Below are 21,267 nucleotides of genomic sequence, written 5' to 3'. Positions count from 1 at the left end.
TAATGGGGATTATTATTCAACAACACTGTGATGATATTAATTGGCAAGAAGTTGCTGATTTACTGGCATTTTATGGCCTAAGTTCGTTCGATGCGATAACTCAAGAACAAGTCTTTAAAAGAAGCTATGCGGTAGTTTTTTTATTGGAGAATAATCATGTGGTGGGGGTGGGTAGAGCACTATCAGATGGAATTTGTCAGGCAGCGATTTATAACATTGCTTTGGCTAAACACTTACATGGTCAGCAATATGGTAGGCTAATTGTCGATAAGCTTATTGAACAAGTAAAGGATTGTAATATTATTCTTTATACACATCCTCAAACGGTTGAATTTTATAAGAACTTAGGTTTTGATTTAATGAAAACTGGTATGGTCATATATCAAACAGATCATCGGCAGCAAATGAAAGAAATGGGATTCATTTAGATAGCCTAATTGACTAGCATTTTAATAATATTAACTAATTTTAACTACAGAGGATCGGCGTTATGAATCTAAAAAAATGGTATAGCTTTTTGATCTTGGCTGTTTTATCACTGATTGGATGTGATAATCAAAATAAAAACACCCAAAGTACTAAAGTAGAAAAAATCGTTATTGCAACATCAGGCGCACCAAGTCCTTTTACGACAGTCAATGATAAAGGAGAGCTGACTGGCTATGATATCGATGTGGTTAAAGCCATATTTGCCAAACAACCACAATATGAAATTAATTTTGAAATTACAGAATTTCCATCGGTACTTGCAGGACTTGATTCTCAAAGGTATCAAGTTGGTGCTAATAATTATGCAATGAATGAAAAACGTAAGGAGAAGTATTTTTATTCCGATCCAATCTTTAAAAATCAATATGTAATCGCAGTAGCTAAAAATAATAATAATATAAATCGTTTTAGTGATCTTAATGGAAAATCTACAGAAGTATCACCTGGACTAAACTATGCTACAGCTTTAGAAACCTATAATCAGCAAAACCCTAATAATCCTGTCAAAATTGTTTATAGTGAAGCTGATTTATTACCTGTTTTGCAACATGTTGAAAACGGTCAATATGATTTTCAGTTAATTGATAAAGTAATGTTATCGCAATATATTAGTGAACATCATCTCAATTTAAAAATAATTGAATTGAGTAAGGAAGATGAAGATCGTATTGCATCACCATTTAGTTATCTTTTAATTAGTAAAAGTAGTAGAGGGGAACAATTAACCAAAGATATCAATGAAGGTATCAAAAAAATTATTAGTAGTGGTGAACTAGCACAAATTAGTCAGCGTTATTTTGCTGCTGATTATTCACCTAAATAATGAATTTCAATGGTCTAACAGCGGTAAATAAACATCCGTTATCATCTGTTCTAGTTTAATGGTCGGACCAACATTGACATAATGAAAAATTGGGGGGAAATCTCCCAGTTTTTCTCCGCTATGTGGTAACCATTGTTTGAGTAAATAAATAATAGCTTGATTATGATATCTCGAACCAATATCTCTGGCTTTTGCACAGCGGAGTTGGGGAATCGTTTTATTTATCACTCCATAAATGTTATTAGCAATAGGTTCATCAATAGCGATACCTAAATCGACATGATGTTGTTTCGGTGGCGTTGTTTTTGGATTGGTATAATGAATGCCGTAGTTTCTATATTTATTATCTAAAAGCTGATTTTCTTGTCGCCATTTTATGAGTTTATTCACTGATTCATGTTCTAATTCAGGCGAGCCATAATGCTCAATAACGGCTAAGTGTGTCATCGGAAATAATACGATTTCGACATCCATATAAACCTCAAAATTTATTAATGATAATGATCTTGTTAAATCTTAACACTGATTAAGTATATAAAAAATCAAATTTCACTTGACAGTAGATCTGCTGAAAAAGATAATGGCGCCGTTTTTTTAATCTAATATTTATATTTTTTGTGAGGTGACAAAATGCCTGTATTCAACACTTTATCTTAATGCCGACATGGTATCTTCTATTTTATTGTCTTTTAGCTTTTTCTAAAGCGTCTACGTTGCAGTTCAATCTATAGATCTTCGCCTTGTCGGTTTTCCCTAATTTTTCGGAGAAAACAAAATGACAATGGAAACTTATATTCAAAATTTAGAATTAATTAAATACCCATGAACTCCACATTTGCAAAGTTCACGTTTACAATTTGGCGATAGTGAGCATGGACAGCTACCTTACGATCAGTTAGCAGGGCAATATATTGTGGTTGAAGAAAAACTTGATGGGGCCAACTGTGCAATCAGTTTTTCAGAAAGTGGTGAACTATTACTACAATCACGTGGCCATTACTTAATAGGAGGGAGTCGCGAACGTCAATTTAATCTATTTAAACATTGGGCAACGGTCCATGAAGGCTGGTTAATTGAACGTTTAGAAGATCGCTATATTATGTATGGTGAGTGGCTACATAAAAAACACGCTATTTTTTATGATGCATTACCACATTATTTTTGTGAATTTGATGTTTGGGATAGGCATAATAATTGTTTCTTATCGACTCGAAAGCGTCATGAATTATTGGCCGATGGTCCTATTTTATCTGTTCCTGTATTGTTTATGGGAATTGCACCAGAAAAATTAAGTGATTTATTAGCACTCGTGAAAAATTCTTTAGCTAAAACAATTGACTGGCGAAGTTGTTTTGAAAAAATTGTCACACAAGAAAAGCTTGATTTAATCAAAGCTTGGCAACAGTGTGATAACTCTGATTTGATGGAAGGATTATATTTAAAAATCGAATCAGCAAATACTACAACTGGTCGTTTGAAGTGGGTTAGGCAGGATTTTGTGCAAGCTATATTAGATGCTGGGCAACATCATTTACAACAACCATTTATTCCTAATCAATTAGCTAACAATGTTGAGCTTTATTCGCCACAACTAACAATAAATTGGAATAATGGCTTAGTATTTGGAGGTGATTTATGAGTTATTCACAGTTACAACAAGAGATCGCCTACAGTATCAGCCAAGATAACTTTGACCAGTGGTTAGACTGTATTCCTGAGTTGAATAAATTGACTATTACACCACAAGATCCGATTTATCATGGTGAAGGAAATGTTTGGATTCATACTCAAATGGTATTAAGGGCTTTAATTGCTCAAGATGATTTTGCAGCATCTTCTGATGAAGATAAGTTTGTACTGTTTATGACTGCTTTATTACATGATATTGCCAAACCAGAAACGACAATTATTGATGAAATAAGTGGTCGAATTTCACAACCACGACATTCGCAAAAAGGCGAGATAAGTAGTCGAATATTATTATGGCGAAATGGCGTTCCTTTTGAATTACGGGAAAAAATTTGTCGAATTATCCGAGTGCATCAAATACCATTTTATGCTTTAAGTGATGATAATAACTATAAATCACCGCAATGGTTAATTCATCGGCTTTCATGGCAACTTCCTGTTTGGATGTTATGTATGCAAGCTAAAGCAGATATACTGGGTCGTATTAGTGCTGATAAAGCTCGAATGGTTGATGAAGTTGAACTCTTCAAACAATTAGCTTTAGAAGAAGAGTGTTTATATCAACCACGGCAATTTATTGATGATTATACGCGAATACAATATTTTCGAGGTAGCAATGTGTTACCTGATTATGCGTTATATCCTCAAAAAGGGCCTAAAGTCATCTTACTGTCGGGGTTGCCTGCATCAGGTAAAAATAGCTGGATAAGTAAATACTATCCAAAGTTACCGGTTGCATCATATGATGATGCTCGTAATCAACTTAAATTGAAGCATGGTCAAAATGAAGGTTTAGTGATTCAATTTGTATTAGCAAAGGTAAAACAATACTTAAGAGAGAATCAGTCATTCATTTGGAATGCTACTCACTTATCACGAGATATGCGAGAAAAAGCATTGGATTTACTTTATGCTTATCATGCCGAAGTTGAAATTGTTTATCTTGAGCAGTCAGAAAAAACATTATATCAACGTAATTCAAGTCGAGATACTAGCTTGCCAAACAAGAAAATTACTCAAATGCTTTCTAAATGGCAAGTACCATTACCGACAGAGGCACATAAGGTAACTTATCTAGTTAATTAGCAGTATTTAAATAAATTATGATGGGCCTTTCAGCGCCCATCATGTTTAGTTTTGCATTATTATTTAATACCGTTATCTTTGATGACTTGCTGATACCAATAAAAACTATCTTTTTTAATTCGATTAAGCGTTTTTAAATCATGATCATCTCGATCGACATAGACAAAGCCATAACGTTTTTTGAAACCTTGATGTGAACTTAGTAAATCGATAACTGACCATGGACAATATCCAAATAACTCAACACCATCTTCAATCGCATCATGACAAGCTAAGATATGCGATTTTATATAATCAATGCGATAATCATCATGTACTTTATTGTCAGCAGTTAAAATATCTGGTGTACCTAAGCCATTTTCTGTAATGATCAGTGGTAAACGATATTGGCGATAATATTCATTTAATACCAGTCTTAGACCCATAGGGTCAATTTGTGCACCATAAGTTGAGGCGACCAAATTTGGATTTTTCTCGATCTTGAAATAACCATAAAGATCAAAATCGATATCTTTTTCTTTGCTACCAAACGGATGGCTATCATCTTCTGGTAGGTAACTAGCCACCAACGTCCGATAATAATTTACGGCAATAAAATCTGGCTTAGCTTGTTTTAAAATTTGCGCATCTTCTGATTGAGTAATAGGATAGATACCACAACGATTTAAGTAATTTTTATAATACCCAGGATAGTCACCAAAGCAGTACATTTCAAGTGCATAGTTGGTTTTGAAATTGTCATTCATTTTGGCTGCCCAAACATCCATGGGTTTGTTACTTGCAGGGTAGGTCATGGTTGATGATACCGCTGGCCCAACTTTACTACCTGAAATTAGTTCATGACAGTCATTGGTTGCCATTGCATGAGCAACAAACATATGATAATCCATTTGAGCTCTCACTTTTTCAACCTCATGAGCCGCAACTTTATACATGTTCATTCTTTCGTTAACACGGATCATCAGATTTTGTTCGTTATTAATCTGCCAATGTTTTACTCGATCGCCGAATGCTTGATAACATATTTGCGCATAACGTCTAAATGCATCAACACAACGACGATCTTGCCAACCATTATATTTATCAACTAAGGCGAATGGTAAATCAAAATGATAAAGAGTAATAAACGGAATGATATCGTTCTTGATTAATTCATTGATGACTTTGTTGTAGAAATTAATGCCTGCTTGATTTATTTCACCATCACCATCGGGAATAATTCGCGCCCATGATATAGAAAAACGATAAGTTTTTAGTCCTAACTCTTTAAATAAAGCAATATCACTTTCAACATGATGATAGAAATCACTGGCTATTTTACTATCGGCTTGTATTGCAGAGCGTTGAAATGAATTGTAATCGGCAACGGTCATTCCTTTCCCATCCGCATCCCACCCACCTTCAATTTGAAATGCAGAAGATGATGCTCCCCACCAAAAATCCTTAGCAAAAGCTTTCATAACTAAACCTCTAAACTTGAATAAATAATAAATTGTCATTATTACTAACATGAGTTAGTTGACAATAATCTATATGTTTATATTGATCTGAATTAACCACAATAATCGAAGTTGTTAAATCAAATTGTTGTTCGATTTTTTCGATATTAAAGGAAACAATTTTGCTTCCTTTAGTAATATGTTGACCAGTTTCTACATAAGACTGGAAATATTTACCTTGTAAGTTAACTGTGTCAATACCAATATGGATCAGTAGCTCAATACCGTTATCTAATTTTAGGCCAATTGCATGTAAAGTAGGGTAGAGTACGGTAATGGTACAATCTGCTGGGGCAAAGATTTCACCAGCTTTAGGGTAAATTGCTACTCCTTTTCCCATCGATCCTGAAGCAAATACTTCATCTTTAACTTGATTTAGCGCAATAACTTCGCCGGCAACTGGCGATAGAATGGTTGTATCATTTGTTAATGGTTGGCTAGATGAGGTTTGAATTGTCTTTGACTCTTCTTCATTTGCGATATCGTTAAAGCCAACAAGCATCGTCATAATGCATGAGCCAAAAAAAGCGAAACCTATACCAATTAAGTAACATAAGAAAGCTTTGGTTCCGGCTTCAGCATAAACCGGGATTGTCAGTACGCCTTGATTGGCAAAAGCGGTTCCATAAGAACCTCCCCAGCCCATTAAACCACCAGCGAGTGCACCACATATAACTGCACAAACCATTGGTCTTTTCAATCTAAGATTTGCTCCATAAATAGCCGGTTCGGAAATACCGAATAAGGCGGTTATTGTCGCTGAAGCAGCAACTGTTTTTAGATTCTTATTTTTAGTTTTAAAAAATACACCTAAAGCAGCGCCGGCTTGTGAAAAATTAGCTGCACCAGCAAAAGCAAGTAAACTTTGATGTCCTGTTTGGGCTACATCATTAATGCCGATTGGTACGATAGCGCGGTGGGCACCAAAGATAACTAAAATACACCATACACCACCAATAAATGCACCTAATAAGATAGGACTAACTCCCATAATGTAGTAATAGACCCAGTTTATAAATTCGCCGATATAGATACCAATTGGGCCGAAAATAAGTAATGTAGCTGGAATCATGACGAGCAATGAAAATGTAGGCACCATGATGATTTTTAACACTTCTGGAATAATATAATCTAGAAATCTTTGTACATAACTTAAAATGAACACCGCTAATATAATAGGTATAACACTTGATGTGTAACTAGCTTTGGTGAGTTCGATTGCAAACAGCGTTACCTCGGTGTTACTGGTCATTAAATTGACGATTGATGGATAACATAAAGTCGCACCAATAATCATGGAAATAAATTCATGAGCTTTGAAGACTCTAGCCGCAGTGTAACCTAATATAATTGGCATAAAATAGAAAACTGCATCTGATGCCGCATGCAAAATAGTATAGGTGTTATAGCTTTTAATATCAGTCTGATAGTAATAGTTACCAATCATAACGGCAATAGCTAGAATTCCTTTTAGCATTCCTGATGCTGCGATGGCCGGAATAATTGGTGTGAAAATAGCAGCAAAAGCATTAAGTATTTTTACAGCTAAAGATAGTTTAGGTTCTGTTTGATTATTTCGTTTTACATCACCGACGAATGAGACTAATTGCTCATACACTTTAGTGACTTTATTACCTAAAACCACTTGATATTGTCCACTCCCTTCAACAACAGAAATTACGCCTTCTGTTTGTAATAATTTTTCACGATTAGCGGTTTGGTTATTGTGTAATTGGAAGCGTAATCGAGTAAAGCAGTGGGTAAAGTTAATAATATTTTCTTTACCGCCCACCAATTGTAAAATTTGTTGGGCTATTTTTGGATAGTCCATTATTTTCTCCATTACTTAAAGAATGGTTATACGTTGATAAAAAATTAAACACACTAAAAATTATCACCTTAATATCAATTAAAAATAAAACCAATTGATAATATTAATTTTTTTACGTTAAATTTAATTTTTATCATTTTATTGAGTGGTTGCAAGCTAGCATAGTTTATAAGTTTAGACAAGTTTGTCTTAACTATTGCCAAATAATTTAATGAGAAATGTTGGTAAATAGGATAATTGTTGGTATAAAAAAGTGCACAAATCAAATAAGCTAAGAGAAATTTTAATAACTTTTTTCTTTTTCTGTGTCTGCGCAATATATCTATTATTCTTTATTAAATACTTTATTTTATAGTAATAAATTTATTGATAATTATTACTTATATATTGGTTAGCGCTTACTTTTTTTAATCATTATTAAGATTATGTTGGCTGGTTTTTAATTATCACCTTTTGTTTCCTAGCTTAATTCCATCAGCAATATAGCTATCAACTACAATACTTTTTATCGATCCAATAATGAGTGATCTAGTTATAAATGATTATTTAATTTGTATGTTTTCTGTTATTAAAATGTTCTCGTCGTAGTTAGTAGTTAAATAAAGTGTGAGATAGACTGAAGTATGAAGTGCTTTAATTTAGATTATCTTAGGGTATTTACACAATGAATGACTACATTATTAATTTTGGGTTAGTGAATGAACCTGAAATGATGCTTAATAACGGCCGTTTATTTTACTTTAGCTGGCGTGACAATCGTTACGGTGCTTTTATCAATAATTTATTGGTTACCGCTTAACCATCAATTTTTATTAGAACTTTTATAAGCAAAATTAGTTAATTTTGAGCTGCATAATGAGATAAAAACCATGTAACTGCGATAAGATCCGCTGAGCCACCAGGACTTAGGTGGCGTTTTATCAGTTCGTCATCTAACTTAGCAATCATTTCTAGTCCATTTGGATGCAAAACGCCACCTTGCTGGATTAAATCTCTTGCTTCATTTTGCACGAATTCTAATCCGGCTAGTCCTCCTCTAGAAACTAGGTTTGTGTCTTGATTGTAAGCTAATAAGTATAGCATTGCTTGTAATAGGGCTGATTCTTCATCATAGCCACTATTCAACATGTCTTGATAAATTGGTAATGATATCTCACGTGCGGTTGTATATCCTGATTCAGCTTCGCCTCTTGCACCAGTAAGATTATGTTGTTTAAAAAGCCGTTCTCCTACTGAGTGGCTGCGGTTATTTTGTGATAATTCGTTATTAACCATACCGTGGCAAATGTTAGCTACCTCATTACAGATCATCGGAATAGTTGTCTGTAATTTAAGTTGCTCTAATTTACCGATGGCACTTAGTAATAGACCAAAGGCAAATATTCCACCTTTATGCGTATTAATCTGTTTAGTTGCACTAAACATTGCTGTTTCACATTCAAGGCCAATTGGTCGAATATTTGCTAAAAAATCAGGTGCTGCAACGTTGGCATTATGTTTTCCATAATGATAAAAACGTTCAAACCAATTTGAAATGGCATTAATACTTGTTATGAATGTTTGAAAACTCATATCGTGATGTGCGCCATTATTGTTCATATCAACCAATCCAGGTTTGGGTGATAAGCAGATCTCTCTAATTAATGCTTGTACCGCTAATATTGTCGGTGAGCTCAGAAAATTTTCACTTATTAATTTCGATTCTAAGCTAATTACTTGCGATAAATAATTACTCATGGAATAGGCTGCCTTTACAATTAAGCTTAATAATCATTATGAGATGCTTGAGCAAGTACTTCTCGATTACCATTATGGGCAGGTGCACTTATAATGCCTTCCATTTCCATTTGTTCCACAATTCGTGCGGCTCGGTTATAACCAATTCTAAATTTACGTTGGACACTGGATATTGATGCTCTACGAGTTTCAATGACGAAAGAAACCACTTGATCAAACAATGGATCAAGTTCTTCATCAATAGTATCAAAGCTACCACTTTCACTATCGTCGGTGGAGACTGTTACATTTTCAATATATTTAGGCTTACCACGCGCTTTCCAATCTTGTACGACGGCATGAACTTCTTCATCACGGACAAAAGCGCCATGAACACGAACAGGAATAGAGCTATTAGGTGCTAAATAGAGCATATCCCCCATACCAAGCAGAGATTCTGCACCCATTTGATCTAAAATGGTTCGTGAGTCAATCTTACTTGAAACTGTAAATGCAATACGGGTTGGTATGTTAGCTTTAATTAAACCGGTAATAACATCAACAGAAGGTCTTTGAGTTGCTAGTACCAAATGAATACCTGCAGCTCGGGCTTTTTGTGCTAGTCGAGCAATTAACTCTTCAACTTTTTTACCAACAGCCATAATTAAATCGGCAAATTCATCAACCATAACCACAATATATGGAAGTTTTTCAAGCGTCGGCATTTCTAGATCCATACTATCGGTTGGTTTCCAGAGTGGATCAGGAATTGGTCGCCCCATCTCTTCAGCAAGCTTGATTTTCTCATTAAAACCAGCAATGTTACGCACCCCTAACGCTGACATTAATCGATAGCGTTTTTCCATTTCATTCACACACCAGTTAAGAGCATTTGCCGCATCTTTCATATCGGTGACGACTTGAGTTAATAGGTGTGGTATTCCTTCATAGATAGAGAGCTCTAACATTTTAGGATCAATCATGATGAACCTAACATCTTCCGGTTGTGATTTGTATAAAATGCTTAATATCATGGCATTAACACCAACCGATTTTCCTGAACCTGTTGTCCCTGCGACTAATAAGTGAGGCATTTTTGCTAAATCAGCAACCACCGATTGTCCAGCAATGTCTTTTCCTAAAACGACAGTAAGTGGAGATTGAGCGTTTTTGAATTGTGGACTATCTAGTACTTCTCTGAAATAAACGGTTTGTCGATTTTGATTAGGTAATTCAATACCGACATAAGGTTTACCAGGTATTACTTCTACAACTCTCACCGATGGCATAGATAAGGAACGAGCTAAATCACGATCCAGTGTTGATATTCTGGCCGCTTTAATACCTGGAGCTAGTTCAATTTCAAACCTCGTAATCACTGGTCCTGGTAAATAATCAACAACGCGAGCTTTTACTCGATAATCCGATAAACTTTTTTCAATTTGCTGTGACATTGCATTTAAGGCAACATGATCAACTTCAATTCGTGTCGTTGGTGGTGGCGTTAATAAACTTAACGACGGTAATGGGGTAGTTGGCTTGGGTAAAGGTTTATCATTACGTTGTAATAACGGATGAATTAAGCTTTCTCCCTCATCTTCATTATCTTCTTCGGTATTTTCATCGATAATCGGTGCCGTTTGAGTTAAAGAGATTAGTGGTTGTGTCGTTTCTTCGATAGCAACATCATTTAAATAAATATCATCTATAGTAGGATTTTCTTGTTTAAGAAGTGAGATATCAACATCCTCAGGTATCTCAAAGTTGTCTGGAATATCATTGGTTTGATAATGATTATATTCTGGGGTAATGCTTAGTGATATTTCATCCTCAACTGGTTGTATTACAGTTGGTTCTATCACACTCTCGTTATTAAAAGTAGGATGATTTATATTTATTTCAGGTTCATGATGTTCCATAGTAAATAACGGTTTACTTGGCGCATCGGCAATCGTGTATTTATCTTCTTCGAATGGTTGAATGATATCTTGACTATCCTTTTGCTCATTAGATTCCACCAAATTAGTAGAATTAGTTGTACCACCTTCATTCATATTTTTTAAAATGGTTTCCATTCGCGCTAATATTGCATCAGGATCAAGGTCTTTTTTGGCTACCTTTTCAGTTACATCATGAGTTTCGTCTGTAGTAGCATTGTTAGCTTCGATCGTTTGTAATAATTGTGCTGCCGTTTTTATGAATTTTTCATCATTTTGTAATGAAATCGGATCTGGATCTATTGTTGATTCGGCTTTTTCCGTATCTATTTTAGCGGCTATTTCTGCAGTATTCGTAGCCAAGTTGGTTAGTTCAAGACTATCTTGGCTACTACCATCCATATCAAGATGTAAATCAATCTGTGGTTCTTTTTCTTCTATAGATGCTTCATCATTTTGATTTTGCTCAACTAATTGTGTCACTTTATCTGGCGTAAATAACCATTTTATTGGCGATAGTATTAACATAACTAACGCCCCGATTTTTTCAAATAGATAAAGCCAAGAAAAGCCAGTCAATAATGTAACACAAGCTAAGGTTGTTGCTAGTAAAGCTAAAGAGGTTACTAAGCTGCTCATAACTGGTAACAAACTTTCAATAACTATTGAGCCTAGATAACCACCGGCTTGGAATTGTTCTGGGTCACGAATATTTAAGGTAAAAAAACCACAACAACTAAGTACAAAAGCTAATATACCAATAATTCGAAATGAAACACTGAAATAGTTAATTGGTTCATTACTATGACGATAAAAATAGCCCATTAACTGTAAGCAAAAGAAAATAATAATAATAGGTAAACTATAAGCAATCAGTCCAAAAAATTGAAATACGATATCAGCAGCATATGCACCAATATAACCACCAAAATTGCTAATAGGATTATGCCAAGCCGTACGTGACCAACCCGGATCCGATGGGTTGTAAGTAAAAAGTGATAAAAATAAACAAATAGACAATCCTATTAATGTTAATAGAATTAATTGAATAACAATCTGTCTTCTAGTAATTTTAAATTTTTTCAAACACGTACCTAAAAGCTATTTTAATTAAAATTTTAGCTATTTTATCATAAATTAAACCCACTTATAGCGTGAATGAGAGATAAAAAATAATTTATTGATATGAATTCAATTCGATCAAGGTTTGATTAAATCTTTGCGCATTTAATACATAGTGTTGAGCATTTGTAATGTTGGCTAGAATTTCTTTCTCAGTCAATTTACGAATAATTTTAGCTGGAGATCCCATAATTAGGCAACCTTCTTCATATGGTAAGCTGTGAGTAACCAGCGAGTTAGCGCCTACTAAGCAATTTTTGGCAATTTTAGCATTATTTAAAATTGTGCTACCCATACCAATTAATACATTATCTTCGACCGTGCAGCTATGTAAAATGACGTTATGGCCAATTGTCACGTTTTCACCAATAATACATGGGACATCAGTTTCAATATGAATAGTAGTGTTATCTTGGACATTACTATTTTTACCAACATGTATCTTGGCGATATCACCACGTAAAACTGCATTAAACCAGATAGATACATTTTCATCTAAAACCACATCACCAATAATATCGGCAGATTTGGCAATAAAGCAAGTTGGATTAATTTGTGGTTTTAAGTTGTCTAATTGATAAATCATGTTTTTTTCCTTGTTATATTTCTAACACTCAAAAATAAACCGACGGCTAAGAAGTTACAGATCACCATTGAACCAACCATCAACCATTCAGTTAAATTATTCGTAACCGAGGTTGTAGTCTGTGTTGAAACGAGTGTAGATAGTAAAACACCAATAGCGCCGGCAACTGCAAAGCGAATCGTGCCTGCAAGTGAGGATGCGGTTCCGGCGATATGAGAATAACAATCAAGAATTACCGCCATGCAATTCCCTCCTATGGTTGAAATACAACCGATATAACCAGCAATAAATATGACTAAAAAGAAAAATCCTAAGTAAAATATACTGGTAATTGCCATACCAATTGTCATTACAAACTGAATTAATAATCCTAATTGTATCATTTTTATCGAGCCAACTCGTCGTACTAGACGGCTATTTAGGGTGTTCATAAATATCATAACTAAAATATTTATAGCAAAGTAATAACCAAAATTGATTGAAGCAACACCATGTAAATTAATATAAACAAATGGACCCAGACTTAGAAACGAGAATAGTCCTGCTCCAGAAAATGCGCCAATCATCATATAAGTAAATACTTGCCTATGTCTAAATAACGCAATGAAATTACTTAAAATTCTAATGATGCTAAATTTATCACGTTTCGATTTAGTCAAGGTTTCAGGAATATTGATTGTTACCAAACCAAGGCAGATAATAGCCATTAAACTAAGAACATAGAAGTTCGCTTGCCAGTCAAACCAAAATAGAATAAAACCGCCAATAATTGGTGCAAGTAGTGGGGCAATATTGGAGATGAGCATGACAAAAGACATCATTTTTGAAAACTCATCACGATCACGATAAATATCTTTCATTAATGCATTAATGACAATTGTAGTTGCCGATGCCGCTATGCCATGAAAAAAGCGGGCAGTAATTAATTGATTTATATTAGCAGCTAGACCACAACATAATGCAGCAATGATGAAGATAATTAGCCCAAAAGTTAAAACTTTTCGTCGTCCATAGCTATCGGTTAGGGGCCCAAATAAAAGTTGGCCTAGTGAAAATCCTAATAAATAACAACTTATCGTTAATTGTACAGTGGAGTCAGCAACATTAAATTTTTCGGCAATAGTTGGCATACTTGGTAAATACATATCAATGGATAATGGCATTAACATTGATATTAAACCAAGAATAAAAATGAGTGCTTGTTTAGAAACTTTGATTTCTATTTGTGGATCTTGTGTTTGCACGTCGTCATTCCTTTGGAACTAAAATTTAGCAAAAAAAATCATTATTTATTCAATCTAATCAAAAATACTAATTAAACGAATTGATCTCGTCCTGAGTAAGTGGCCGATATTCACCTTCAGGTATATCAAGAACAATATTGCCGATCTGTTTGCGATGTAATTGGGTGACATGGTTATTTACCGCTGCAAACATTCGTTTTACTTGGTGATATCGCCCTTCGCTTATAGTGAGTTCTGCATGATAATCGTCAATGATAATCAATTTCGCTGGTTCGGTTAGAGTTTTTTCACTTTTTAACTGAATGCCTTGTTTAAATATATCAATAAGATTAGCGGTAAGTGGTTGTTCAACTGTCACTTGATAGACTTTTTCACAATGATGTTTAGGTGATGTTATACGATGTGACCACTTACCATCATCGGTTAATAAAACCAAACCAGTGGTATCAAGATCCAGTCTGCCTGCTGAATGCAGTTTTTCTGCCATAGGTTCATCAATAAAATAGAGGATAGTTGGATGATCTGGATCATCAGTAGAGCAGACATAACCTTGTGGTTTATTGAGCATAAAGTAGCGATTTTCGGTAATAGGTACGATTTCGAAACCATCATATTCTACAATTTGATCTGGTGAGATATGATAAGCACCTGATTTGACAATATCACCATTAACGGTAACTTTTTGGGCTTTAAGTTCTTTACTGACTATTGTTCGACTCACACCTAAATGGTGAGCAAGAAATTTATCCAGTCGCATATTTAAATACTGTTCCTATATACAATCTAATGGTGTGTAAATATCAAAACGATGATTTTTAGTTTTAATTTCAGCCGTTGGTTTTTGATTGGCTAAAAATGGTGCATAATCAGGCCGTTTGACAACAACTCGTTTTTTGGCTAATCTCCTTGCCGGTTCGAGCAAACTTTCGGCATCAAGATCACTACCGACTAATTGTTGAAAAATACGCATCTCTTTTTTGACTAATGCACTTTTTTGTCGATGTGGAAACATCGGATCAAGGTACACAACATCAGGTTTATCTTGATATAAGCTGAGTCCATGTAAGCTTGAATTATAAATTAAACGTAACTGTTTTTGTAATAATTGACCAATAGTCGGATCTTGATAAGCACGATCAAGGCCATCAGCGAGTAAGGCGGCGACCACAGGATGACGCTCAAACATTGTAACTTGACAGCCAATAGAAGCTAATACGAAGGCATCTCGTCCTAATCCAGCAGTGGCATCTATAACGGTTGGTAAGTAATTACCTTTAACGCCAACGGCTTTAGCGATTGCCTCACCACGACCACCACCAAATTGACGGCGATGTGCCATTGTGCCTGACACAAAATTAACTGCGACTGCCCCTAATTTTGGCTCATCGGTTTTTTGTAACTCAAGTTGATGAGCTTGACTAACTAAAACAAATGGAAGTTTGATATGATCAGATAACCACTGCTCAGCTAATTGTTTTAGCTGAGCAGTATTGATATTAGTGGATTCCATAGTGACGAAGTAATGCCTCAAGTTGTGGCTCACGGCCACGGAAATTTTTAAACAGTGTCATAGGTTCATCACTGCCACCCTGCGACAAAATATTATCGAGAAATGCATTACCGGTTGATTCATTAAAAATCCCTTCTTCTTCAAAACGAGAAAATGCATCTGCTGATAAAACTTCCGCCCAAAGATAACTATAATAACCAGCCGCATAACCACCAGCAAAAATATGGCTAAACGCATGCGGGAACCGTCCCCAATCAACAGTAGGTACTACTGCAACTTGTTGTCTGACCTGTTTTAATGTCTCTAAAATATCCGGTGCTTTGTTACTATGTAGTTTAAAATCAAATAAACCAAATTCTAATTGACGTAAAATAAATAATGCTGCTTGGAAGTTTTTAGCATCTAGCATTTTATCTAACATCTCTTTAGGTAAAGGTTCTCCTGTTAGATAATGACCGGATATAAATTCTAAAGCTTCAGGTTGCCAGCACCAATTTTCTAAAAATTGACTTGGTAATTCAACGGCATCCCATGGAACTCCATTAATACCTGCTACCGACGACACTTCAATTTGAGTCAACATATGATGTAATCCATGACCAAATTCATGGAATAACGTGGTGACTTCATTGTGGGTGAATAAAGCTGGTTTGTCACCAATTGGGCGATTAAAGTTACAGGTTAAATAAGCTACAGGTTTTTGCAAGTGACCATCGGCAAAACGCATTTGGCCAATACAATCATCCATCCAAGCTCCACCGCGTTTATGCTCACGGGCATATAGGTCGAGATAAAAACTACCTTTTAATTCTCCATTAGCAGCATAAAGATCATAGAATTTTACCTCTGGCGCCCAAACTTCTACGTCATGGCGTTGTTTAGCGGTAATACCAAAAATACGACGTACGACTTCAAATAATCCACTAACGACACGTTGTTCAGGGAAATAGGGACGAAGCTCTTCATCATTGATAGTATATAGATGTTGTTTTTGTTTTTCGCTGTAATAAGCGATATCCCAAGGTTTAATATCACTAGCTCCAAAGAACTCATAAGCATATCTTTTTAAATCGGCTAACTCTTTTTCACCTTGCGGTTTGGCCTTGCTAGCTAAATCAGTTAAAAAGACAGTAACTTGAGCAGTAGTTTCAGCCATTTTGGTCGCTAATGATTTGTCAGCATAAGTTTCAAAACCGAGTAATTTAGCGAGTTCATCACGAAGTGATAAAATTTGTTTAATAATATCGGTATTATCCCATTTACCTGCATTAGGCCCTTGATCGGATGCGCGAGTATTATATGCTTGATAAAGTTCAAAGCGTAAGTCTCGATTATCACAGTAAGTCATAATCGGTAAATAACTTGGCATATCTAAAGTCAGTAACCAACCTTCTTGATTTTTAGCTTTTGCCTGTTCTTTTGCTGCTGCTAAGGCACTTTCAGGTAATCCAGACAAGTCGTCAACATTAGTAATTAGTTTGGACCATCCCATTGTTGCATCTAATACATTGTTACTATATTGCGATGATAATTCTGAAAGTTTAGCAACAATTTCACCGTAACGTTTTTGTTTATCATCTGATAAGCCGATTCCAGATAATTCAAAATCACGTAAGGCATTGTCGATCACCTTTTTCTGTGCCTTACTTAAATTTTCATAATGCTTGCTATTTTTAAGTTGTTTGTAAGCTTGATATAATGGTTTATATTGTCCAACCCAAGTGCTGTATTCCGAGAGTAGTGGTAAACAAGCTTCATAAGCTTCACGTAATTCAGGACTATTTTTTACTGAATTAAGATGACTAACTGGTGACCACGCTCGGCTAAATTTTTCATCCATTTCATCAATGGGTTGTATTAGGTTATCCCAAGTGTATTCACTATTTTGTTCCAATACTGATTCGATTGTTTTACGACAGTTGTTTAATGTCTCTTGAATAGCAGGCAGAACATGCTCAGGTTTAATTTTTGAAAATTGGGGTAATGATGAATTGCTTAATAGTGGGTTAGTCATACTGCGATACCTTATGCGAATGATTATGGTTCTTAATAAAACATTATGTTGTGGCTAAAAACCTTAATTCAAGTCAAAATGCTGATTGGGTTTAATTATAAACCCATTAATTTACGCTCACGTTGCCATTCAGTCGGTGTATATGTTTTGATTGATAATGCATGGATCCGATTATCATTAATAAATTCGGCTAAAGGTGCATATATAGCTTGTTGTTTTTTTACTCGACTTAATTCGGCAAAGATTTCACTAACTGCAATAACTTGAAAGTGGCTGCCATCATCTGTCATTACATGAACATCATCGAGGTCGAGTGAACTTTTTAATTTAGCTATAATTTCTTGCTTATCCATTATTTAAACTCTTATTATCTATTTTTTGTTTATTAAAAAAATTTTGAGGAAAGGGGTTTTTTATTATGAACTTGCATTAACAGTTACTGATTAATAACCGTTTGCAAATCATAAAGTTCAATTAATGTTTGTAACTGGGGGCTGATCCCAGTTAATTTGATATTATATTGGTTACAAAAATAGACCAGTGTCGCGAGCCCAGAAGAGTCAACTCGGGTAACTTGCGTTACATTAATATCCGTTACACCATTTAAAAGTGTATTCTGTATTGACCATAAATCATTTAATGAGTGAGCATCAAGCTCACCGATTAAATTAAGTGTATTTTGTTGTTTTTCTGCTTGGATTCGCGACATGATGAACTAACCTTTTTGTTTAGCGTTTGGATCAATATTGCGATTAGATAGATCATTTAACTGTTTAGTTAATGCATCAATTCCATCTTGGCGTAAAATTGTTGACCATTCATTTTGTTTGGTTGTAATCATACTTACGCCTTCAGCTATTAAATCATAAGCTTTCCATTCACCCGTTACGGTATTTTTTCGCCATTGGAAATCAATTCGTAACGGTTGTTGATTTTTATCTGGTTGATTTAGTAATACGCGGATAGAAATTAACGATTTACCGGTTAAATCTTTTGAGGTTTCAACTTGATAAGATTGACCGTTATACATTGAAAGTGCCTGGGCAAAGGCTTGAACTAGATAGTTTTCGAAAGCTTTGAAATAAGCCGTACGTTGTGTGTCAGTTGCCGTTTTATACGCATTACCTAAAATGAGTGCACCAGCATATTTAACTTGTACATAAGGTAGTAAGTCAGCTCTGACAATATCTTTAAGTTTATTTGGATTTGATTTAAGCGTCGCTGATTGCGCTTTCATAGTGCTAAAAATTTTGTCTGCTGCAACTTGCATATCTTTATATGGGTCATTTTCTGCAAACGCTGCTGTACTTATCATTAATGCAAGTATTAAAAATAAACTTTGTTTCAATCTGGTTAACATAATTACTCCTTACTTTCGTTAGTATCTTGTTTTTTGTCTTTATCTGACGATCCAGCAGCACTATATAAAAACTGTCCAATTAAATCTTCAATAACCATTGCTGGTTTAGTATTGTTAATCACATAACCGTCTATAAGATAAACAGGCTTCTTGTTGACATTATTATTGGTTGGTGCAGTGGCATCTTCTGCATCTAAAGCATCTAATTCCTGTTCAATGTTTTGATCTAACCCAAAATTAATATCAATGAATTGTTCACCTAATAGGCCTGAAGTTTTGATAGAAAGTGAACTAGAACTCGGAATTTTATCGTATTGGGAATCGAGATCCATAGTAACATAAGGTTTATAAACATCACCATTATCTGATTTTAAACTAATATTACTGACACGACCAATTACTACCCCACCAATTTTAATTGGTGATCTTACCTTTAATCCACCAATATTATCAAATACTGCATAAACACGGTAAGAATTATGACTAGCAAAAGATGTTGGATCAGTAACTCTAAAGCATAAAAAGAGTACTGAGCAGATCACCAGTACCATAAATAATCCTACTGTAATTTCAACTTTACGACTCATGTTTAATGACCTCAATTACTAAACATTAATGCGGTTAAAATAAAATCTAACCCCAAAATAACTAATGATGAATAGACAACAGTGTTGGTTGTTGCCCGACTGATTCCTTCTGATGTTGGTACGCAATCATAACCATTAAATAATGCAATCCATGTACTAGCGATTGCAAAAGCAAAGCTTTTTATAAAACAATTGCCTAAATCGTGCCACCAATCGACATTACTTTGAATAGAAGACCAAAAAAATCCAGCATCAATACCTTTCCAATCAACACCGACTAATACACCGCCTAAAATACCAACAGCGACAAAAATTGCGGTTAAAAATGGCATACAGAAAAATCCCGCCCAAAACCGTGGTGCAATAATTCTTCTTAATGGATCGATCGCCATCATCTCCATACTTGACAATTGTTCAGTGGCCTTCATTAATCCTATTTCGGCAGTTAGGGCTGAACCAGCTCGGCCGGCAAAAAGTAATCCAGCAACCACAGGACCAAGCTCTCGTAATAAAGCAAGGGCAACTAGCATCCCTAAACTTGCTTCGGCACCAAAGGTAGTTAAAATAAAATAACCTTGTAACGCCAATACCATACCTATAAAAAGACCAGATACGATAATAATGGAAAGCGATTGTACACCGACAAAATAAAATTGTTTAACAAGTAATGGAAATTGTTTGCTAAATTGAGGTTTACCGATAAGTGCACCAAATAGCATAACTCCTGAGCGGCCTAACATAGCAATAATATTAATTATTGATTGACCAAGTTTTGCAATTAAGTTCAACATTAGTTTGCACCTCTACTTAGGTCTAATTTGTAATCAACAGCCGGATAATGAAAGGGTACTGGACCATCGGCTAAACCTTCAAGGAATTGCTTAACGCGTAGATCATCATTATTACGCAATTCTTGAGATGTTCCACCAGCAATAATATGTTGTTCAGCAACAATGTATGCATAGTTAGCAATACTTAACACTTCATTAACATCATGGCTAACTACAATACAGGTTAAGCCAAGCGATTGATTGAGTTCAGCAATAAGCTTAACGATCACTCCCATTGATATCGGATCCTGTCCAGCGAATGGTTCATCAAACATAATGAGATCCGGATCGAGAGCGATAGCTCTGGCTAACGCGGCACGCCGAGCCATACCTCCAGATAATTCGGAAGGCATCATATTGGCAGCGCCACGAAGGCCTACTGATTGTAGTTTCATCAAGACTAAATTATGTAAAACTGGCTCAGGTAAATTTAGATGCTCACGTAATGGATAAGCAACATTATCAAATACCGATAAGTCAGTGAATAATGCACCTGATTGAAATAGCATGCTCATGCGTTTACGGACTTCATATAGCCGTGAGCGTGTCATACTAGGCACATCTTCACCATCAAATAAAATTTGACCAGCTTGTGGTTTTAATTGCCCACCAATAAGTCTTAATAGCGTAGTTTTACCTATGCCTGATGGCCCCATGATAGCGGTGACTTTGCCTTTGGGTACCGTTAGGTTCATATTTTTGTAAATAGGCCGAGTACCACGATAAAAAGACATATCGTGAATTTCGACCAAATTTTGCTGTAATGTGTCAGTCACAATGAGTTCCTACACTACTATAATTGAATTTTGAGTATTCTACTTGATTATTGTAAATAAACAAATGCGTTAAATGAATTGGTAATTTTAGCAATAATAAGTATAAAACATAAGGAATTTTATTGTTCATCTTTTTATGCTAATACTTTATCTTAAAAACTTAATGTT

Annotated in this window: 21 protein-coding genes; 5 read left to right on the top strand and 16 right to left on the bottom strand. The window is 35.0% G+C overall.

Features of this window, described 5'->3' with window-relative positions:
* Nucleotides 1-2 precede the first annotated feature (2 nt).
* Both H3T80_RS07765 and H3T80_RS07760 read left to right on the top strand, forming a co-directional pair.
* Nucleotides 3-428: a GNAT family N-acetyltransferase gene (locus tag H3T80_RS07765; RefSeq protein ID WP_198201258.1), complete on the top strand. Its 426-nt coding sequence runs from the start codon at nucleotides 3-5 to the stop codon at nucleotides 426-428.
* Nucleotides 429-490: 62 nt separating this feature from the next.
* Nucleotides 491-1,312, top strand: coding sequence for a transporter substrate-binding domain-containing protein (locus H3T80_RS07760; protein WP_198201257.1), 822 nt, complete (start codon nucleotides 491-493; stop codon nucleotides 1,310-1,312).
* Between the two features lie 6 nt (nucleotides 1,313-1,318).
* Here the strand turns inward: H3T80_RS07760 and H3T80_RS07755 are convergent, their stop codons facing one another.
* A complete protein-coding gene (locus H3T80_RS07755) occupies nucleotides 1,319-1,786 on the bottom strand; it encodes a GyrI-like domain-containing protein (protein ID WP_198201256.1) in 468 nt (155 codons plus the stop codon).
* A gap of 361 nt (nucleotides 1,787-2,147) precedes the next feature.
* On the opposite strand from H3T80_RS07755, the gene H3T80_RS07750 reads away from it, so the two are divergent.
* Nucleotides 2,148-2,951 (top strand): RNA ligase family protein, encoded by an 804-nt coding sequence (locus H3T80_RS07750; RefSeq protein ID WP_198201255.1) that lies wholly within the window; start codon nucleotides 2,148-2,150, stop codon nucleotides 2,949-2,951.
* Nucleotides 2,948-4,087 (top strand): AAA family ATPase, encoded by a 1,140-nt coding sequence (locus tag H3T80_RS07745; protein ID WP_198201254.1) that lies wholly within the window; start codon nucleotides 2,948-2,950, stop codon nucleotides 4,085-4,087. The genes H3T80_RS07750 and H3T80_RS07745 overlap by 4 nt, the downstream gene beginning before the upstream one ends.
* Before the next feature lie 59 nt (nucleotides 4,088-4,146).
* Here H3T80_RS07745 and H3T80_RS07740 read toward each other — a convergent pair whose 3' ends face one another.
* Complete coding sequence (locus H3T80_RS07740) at nucleotides 4,147-5,547, bottom strand: glycoside hydrolase family 1 protein (protein ID WP_198201252.1); 1,401 nt, start codon at nucleotides 5,545-5,547, stop codon at nucleotides 4,147-4,149.
* A gap of 10 nt (nucleotides 5,548-5,557) precedes the next feature.
* Entirely contained in the window at nucleotides 5,558-7,417 is a 1,860-nt protein-coding gene (locus tag H3T80_RS07735; protein WP_198201250.1) for a beta-glucoside-specific PTS transporter subunit IIABC, read from the bottom strand.
* A 664-nt stretch (nucleotides 7,418-8,081) separates the two neighbouring features.
* Between H3T80_RS07735 and H3T80_RS12260 the strand changes: the two genes are divergently transcribed.
* The gene (locus tag H3T80_RS12260; RefSeq protein WP_255518885.1) at nucleotides 8,082-8,216 is read left to right on the top strand and encodes a hypothetical protein; all 135 of its coding nucleotides are present in this window, start codon (nucleotides 8,082-8,084) and stop codon (nucleotides 8,214-8,216) included.
* A 38-nt stretch (nucleotides 8,217-8,254) separates the two neighbouring features.
* On the opposite strand, the gene citG is transcribed toward H3T80_RS12260, so the two are convergent.
* The 13 genes from citG to mlaF all read right to left on the bottom strand — a co-directional run bounded on the left by citG (nucleotide 8,255) and on the right by mlaF (nucleotide 21,099).
* Entirely contained in the window at nucleotides 8,255-9,154 is a 900-nt protein-coding gene (gene citG / locus H3T80_RS07730; RefSeq protein WP_198201248.1) for a triphosphoribosyl-dephospho-CoA synthase CitG, read from the bottom strand.
* A 26-nt stretch (nucleotides 9,155-9,180) separates the two neighbouring features.
* Nucleotides 9,181-12,156: a DNA translocase FtsK 4TM domain-containing protein gene (locus tag H3T80_RS12420; RefSeq protein ID WP_367274778.1), complete on the bottom strand. Its 2,976-nt coding sequence runs from the start codon at nucleotides 12,154-12,156 to the stop codon at nucleotides 9,181-9,183.
* Nucleotides 12,157-12,247: 91 nt separating this feature from the next.
* On the bottom strand, nucleotides 12,248-12,778 hold the full coding sequence (locus H3T80_RS07720; RefSeq protein ID WP_198201245.1) for a gamma carbonic anhydrase family protein: 531 nt from the start codon (nucleotides 12,776-12,778) through the stop codon (nucleotides 12,248-12,250).
* Complete coding sequence (locus tag H3T80_RS07715; RefSeq protein ID WP_198201242.1) at nucleotides 12,775-14,022, bottom strand: Bcr/CflA family multidrug efflux MFS transporter; 1,248 nt, start codon at nucleotides 14,020-14,022, stop codon at nucleotides 12,775-12,777. Before H3T80_RS07715 ends, H3T80_RS07720 begins: the two co-directional genes overlap by 4 nt.
* 67 nt (nucleotides 14,023-14,089) lie before the next feature.
* A complete protein-coding gene (rsuA, locus tag H3T80_RS07710; protein WP_110448426.1) occupies nucleotides 14,090-14,779 on the bottom strand; it encodes a 16S rRNA pseudouridine(516) synthase RsuA in 690 nt (229 codons plus the stop codon).
* Between the two features lie 15 nt (nucleotides 14,780-14,794).
* A complete protein-coding gene (locus tag H3T80_RS07705) occupies nucleotides 14,795-15,532 on the bottom strand; it encodes a class I SAM-dependent methyltransferase (protein WP_198201240.1) in 738 nt (245 codons plus the stop codon).
* Entirely contained in the window at nucleotides 15,519-17,546 is a 2,028-nt protein-coding gene (prlC, locus tag H3T80_RS07700; RefSeq protein ID WP_198201239.1) for an oligopeptidase A, read from the bottom strand. Before prlC ends, H3T80_RS07705 begins: the two co-directional genes overlap by 14 nt.
* A 95-nt stretch (nucleotides 17,547-17,641) precedes the next feature.
* On the bottom strand, nucleotides 17,642-17,899 hold the full coding sequence (locus H3T80_RS07695; RefSeq protein ID WP_065613967.1) for a BolA family protein: 258 nt from the start codon (nucleotides 17,897-17,899) through the stop codon (nucleotides 17,642-17,644).
* 83 nt (nucleotides 17,900-17,982) lie between these two features.
* Nucleotides 17,983-18,255 carry an STAS domain-containing protein gene (locus tag H3T80_RS07690; RefSeq protein ID WP_110448423.1) on the bottom strand — a complete coding sequence of 91 codons (273 nt, stop codon included), beginning with the start codon at nucleotides 18,253-18,255 and terminating at the stop codon, nucleotides 17,983-17,985.
* Between the two features lie 6 nt (nucleotides 18,256-18,261).
* Complete coding sequence (gene mlaC, locus H3T80_RS07685; protein WP_110448422.1) at nucleotides 18,262-18,906, bottom strand: phospholipid-binding protein MlaC; 645 nt, start codon at nucleotides 18,904-18,906, stop codon at nucleotides 18,262-18,264.
* Between the two features lie 2 nt (nucleotides 18,907-18,908).
* Nucleotides 18,909-19,493 (bottom strand): outer membrane lipid asymmetry maintenance protein MlaD, encoded by a 585-nt coding sequence (mlaD, locus tag H3T80_RS07680; RefSeq protein ID WP_198201237.1) that lies wholly within the window; start codon nucleotides 19,491-19,493, stop codon nucleotides 18,909-18,911.
* Between the two features lie 11 nt (nucleotides 19,494-19,504).
* Complete coding sequence (gene mlaE / locus H3T80_RS07675) at nucleotides 19,505-20,284, bottom strand: lipid asymmetry maintenance ABC transporter permease subunit MlaE (protein ID WP_086362848.1); 780 nt, start codon at nucleotides 20,282-20,284, stop codon at nucleotides 19,505-19,507.
* The gene (mlaF, locus tag H3T80_RS07670) at nucleotides 20,284-21,099 is read right to left on the bottom strand and encodes a phospholipid ABC transporter ATP-binding protein MlaF (RefSeq protein ID WP_294892771.1); all 816 of its coding nucleotides are present in this window, start codon (nucleotides 21,097-21,099) and stop codon (nucleotides 20,284-20,286) included. Before mlaF ends, mlaE begins: the two co-directional genes overlap by 1 nt.
* Nucleotides 21,100-21,267 lie beyond the last annotated feature (168 nt).

The organism is Gilliamella sp. W8145, from assembly GCF_016101145.1.
Lineage (GTDB): Bacteria > Pseudomonadota > Gammaproteobacteria > Enterobacterales > Orbaceae > Gilliamella > Gilliamella apis_A.
The sequence above is the reverse complement of the archived record's forward strand: the minus strand, read 5'-3'. Positions and strand labels throughout refer to the sequence as shown.

What these genes read in the sequence shown, in the direction of transcription:
- H3T80_RS07765 (WP_198201258.1), top strand. Translation starts at nt 3, where the DNA reads ATGGGGATTATTATTCAACAACACTGTGATGATATTAATTGGCAAGAA.
- H3T80_RS07760 (WP_198201257.1), top strand. Translation starts at nt 491, where the DNA reads ATGAATCTAAAAAAATGGTATAGCTTTTTGATCTTGGCTGTTTTATCA.
- H3T80_RS07755 (WP_198201256.1), bottom strand. Translation starts at nt 1,786, where the DNA reads ATGGATGTCGAAATCGTATTATTTCCGATGACACACTTAGCCGTTATT.
- H3T80_RS07745 (WP_198201254.1), top strand. Translation starts at nt 2,948, where the DNA reads ATGAGTTATTCACAGTTACAACAAGAGATCGCCTACAGTATCAGCCAA.
- H3T80_RS07740 (WP_198201252.1), bottom strand. Translation starts at nt 5,547, where the DNA reads ATGAAAGCTTTTGCTAAGGATTTTTGGTGGGGAGCATCATCTTCTGCA.
- H3T80_RS07735 (WP_198201250.1), bottom strand. Translation starts at nt 7,417, where the DNA reads ATGGACTATCCAAAAATAGCCCAACAAATTTTACAATTGGTGGGCGGT.
- H3T80_RS12260 (WP_255518885.1), top strand. Translation starts at nt 8,082, where the DNA reads ATGAATGACTACATTATTAATTTTGGGTTAGTGAATGAACCTGAAATG.
- citG (WP_198201248.1), bottom strand. Translation starts at nt 9,154, where the DNA reads ATGAGTAATTATTTATCGCAAGTAATTAGCTTAGAATCGAAATTAATA.
- H3T80_RS07720 (WP_198201245.1), bottom strand. Translation starts at nt 12,778, where the DNA reads ATGATTTATCAATTAGACAACTTAAAACCACAAATTAATCCAACTTGC.
- rsuA (WP_110448426.1), bottom strand. Translation starts at nt 14,779, where the DNA reads ATGCGACTGGATAAATTTCTTGCTCACCATTTAGGTGTGAGTCGAACA.
- H3T80_RS07705 (WP_198201240.1), bottom strand. Translation starts at nt 15,532, where the DNA reads ATGGAATCCACTAATATCAATACTGCTCAGCTAAAACAATTAGCTGAG.
- prlC (WP_198201239.1), bottom strand. Translation starts at nt 17,546, where the DNA reads ATGACTAACCCACTATTAAGCAATTCATCATTACCCCAATTTTCAAAA.
- H3T80_RS07695 (WP_065613967.1), bottom strand. Translation starts at nt 17,899, where the DNA reads ATGGATAAGCAAGAAATTATAGCTAAATTAAAAAGTTCACTCGACCTC.
- H3T80_RS07690 (WP_110448423.1), bottom strand. Translation starts at nt 18,255, where the DNA reads ATGTCGCGAATCCAAGCAGAAAAACAACAAAATACACTTAATTTAATC.
- mlaC (WP_110448422.1), bottom strand. Translation starts at nt 18,906, where the DNA reads ATGTTAACCAGATTGAAACAAAGTTTATTTTTAATACTTGCATTAATG.
- mlaD (WP_198201237.1), bottom strand. Translation starts at nt 19,493, where the DNA reads ATGAGTCGTAAAGTTGAAATTACAGTAGGATTATTTATGGTACTGGTG.
- mlaE (WP_086362848.1), bottom strand. Translation starts at nt 20,284, where the DNA reads ATGTTGAACTTAATTGCAAAACTTGGTCAATCAATAATTAATATTATT.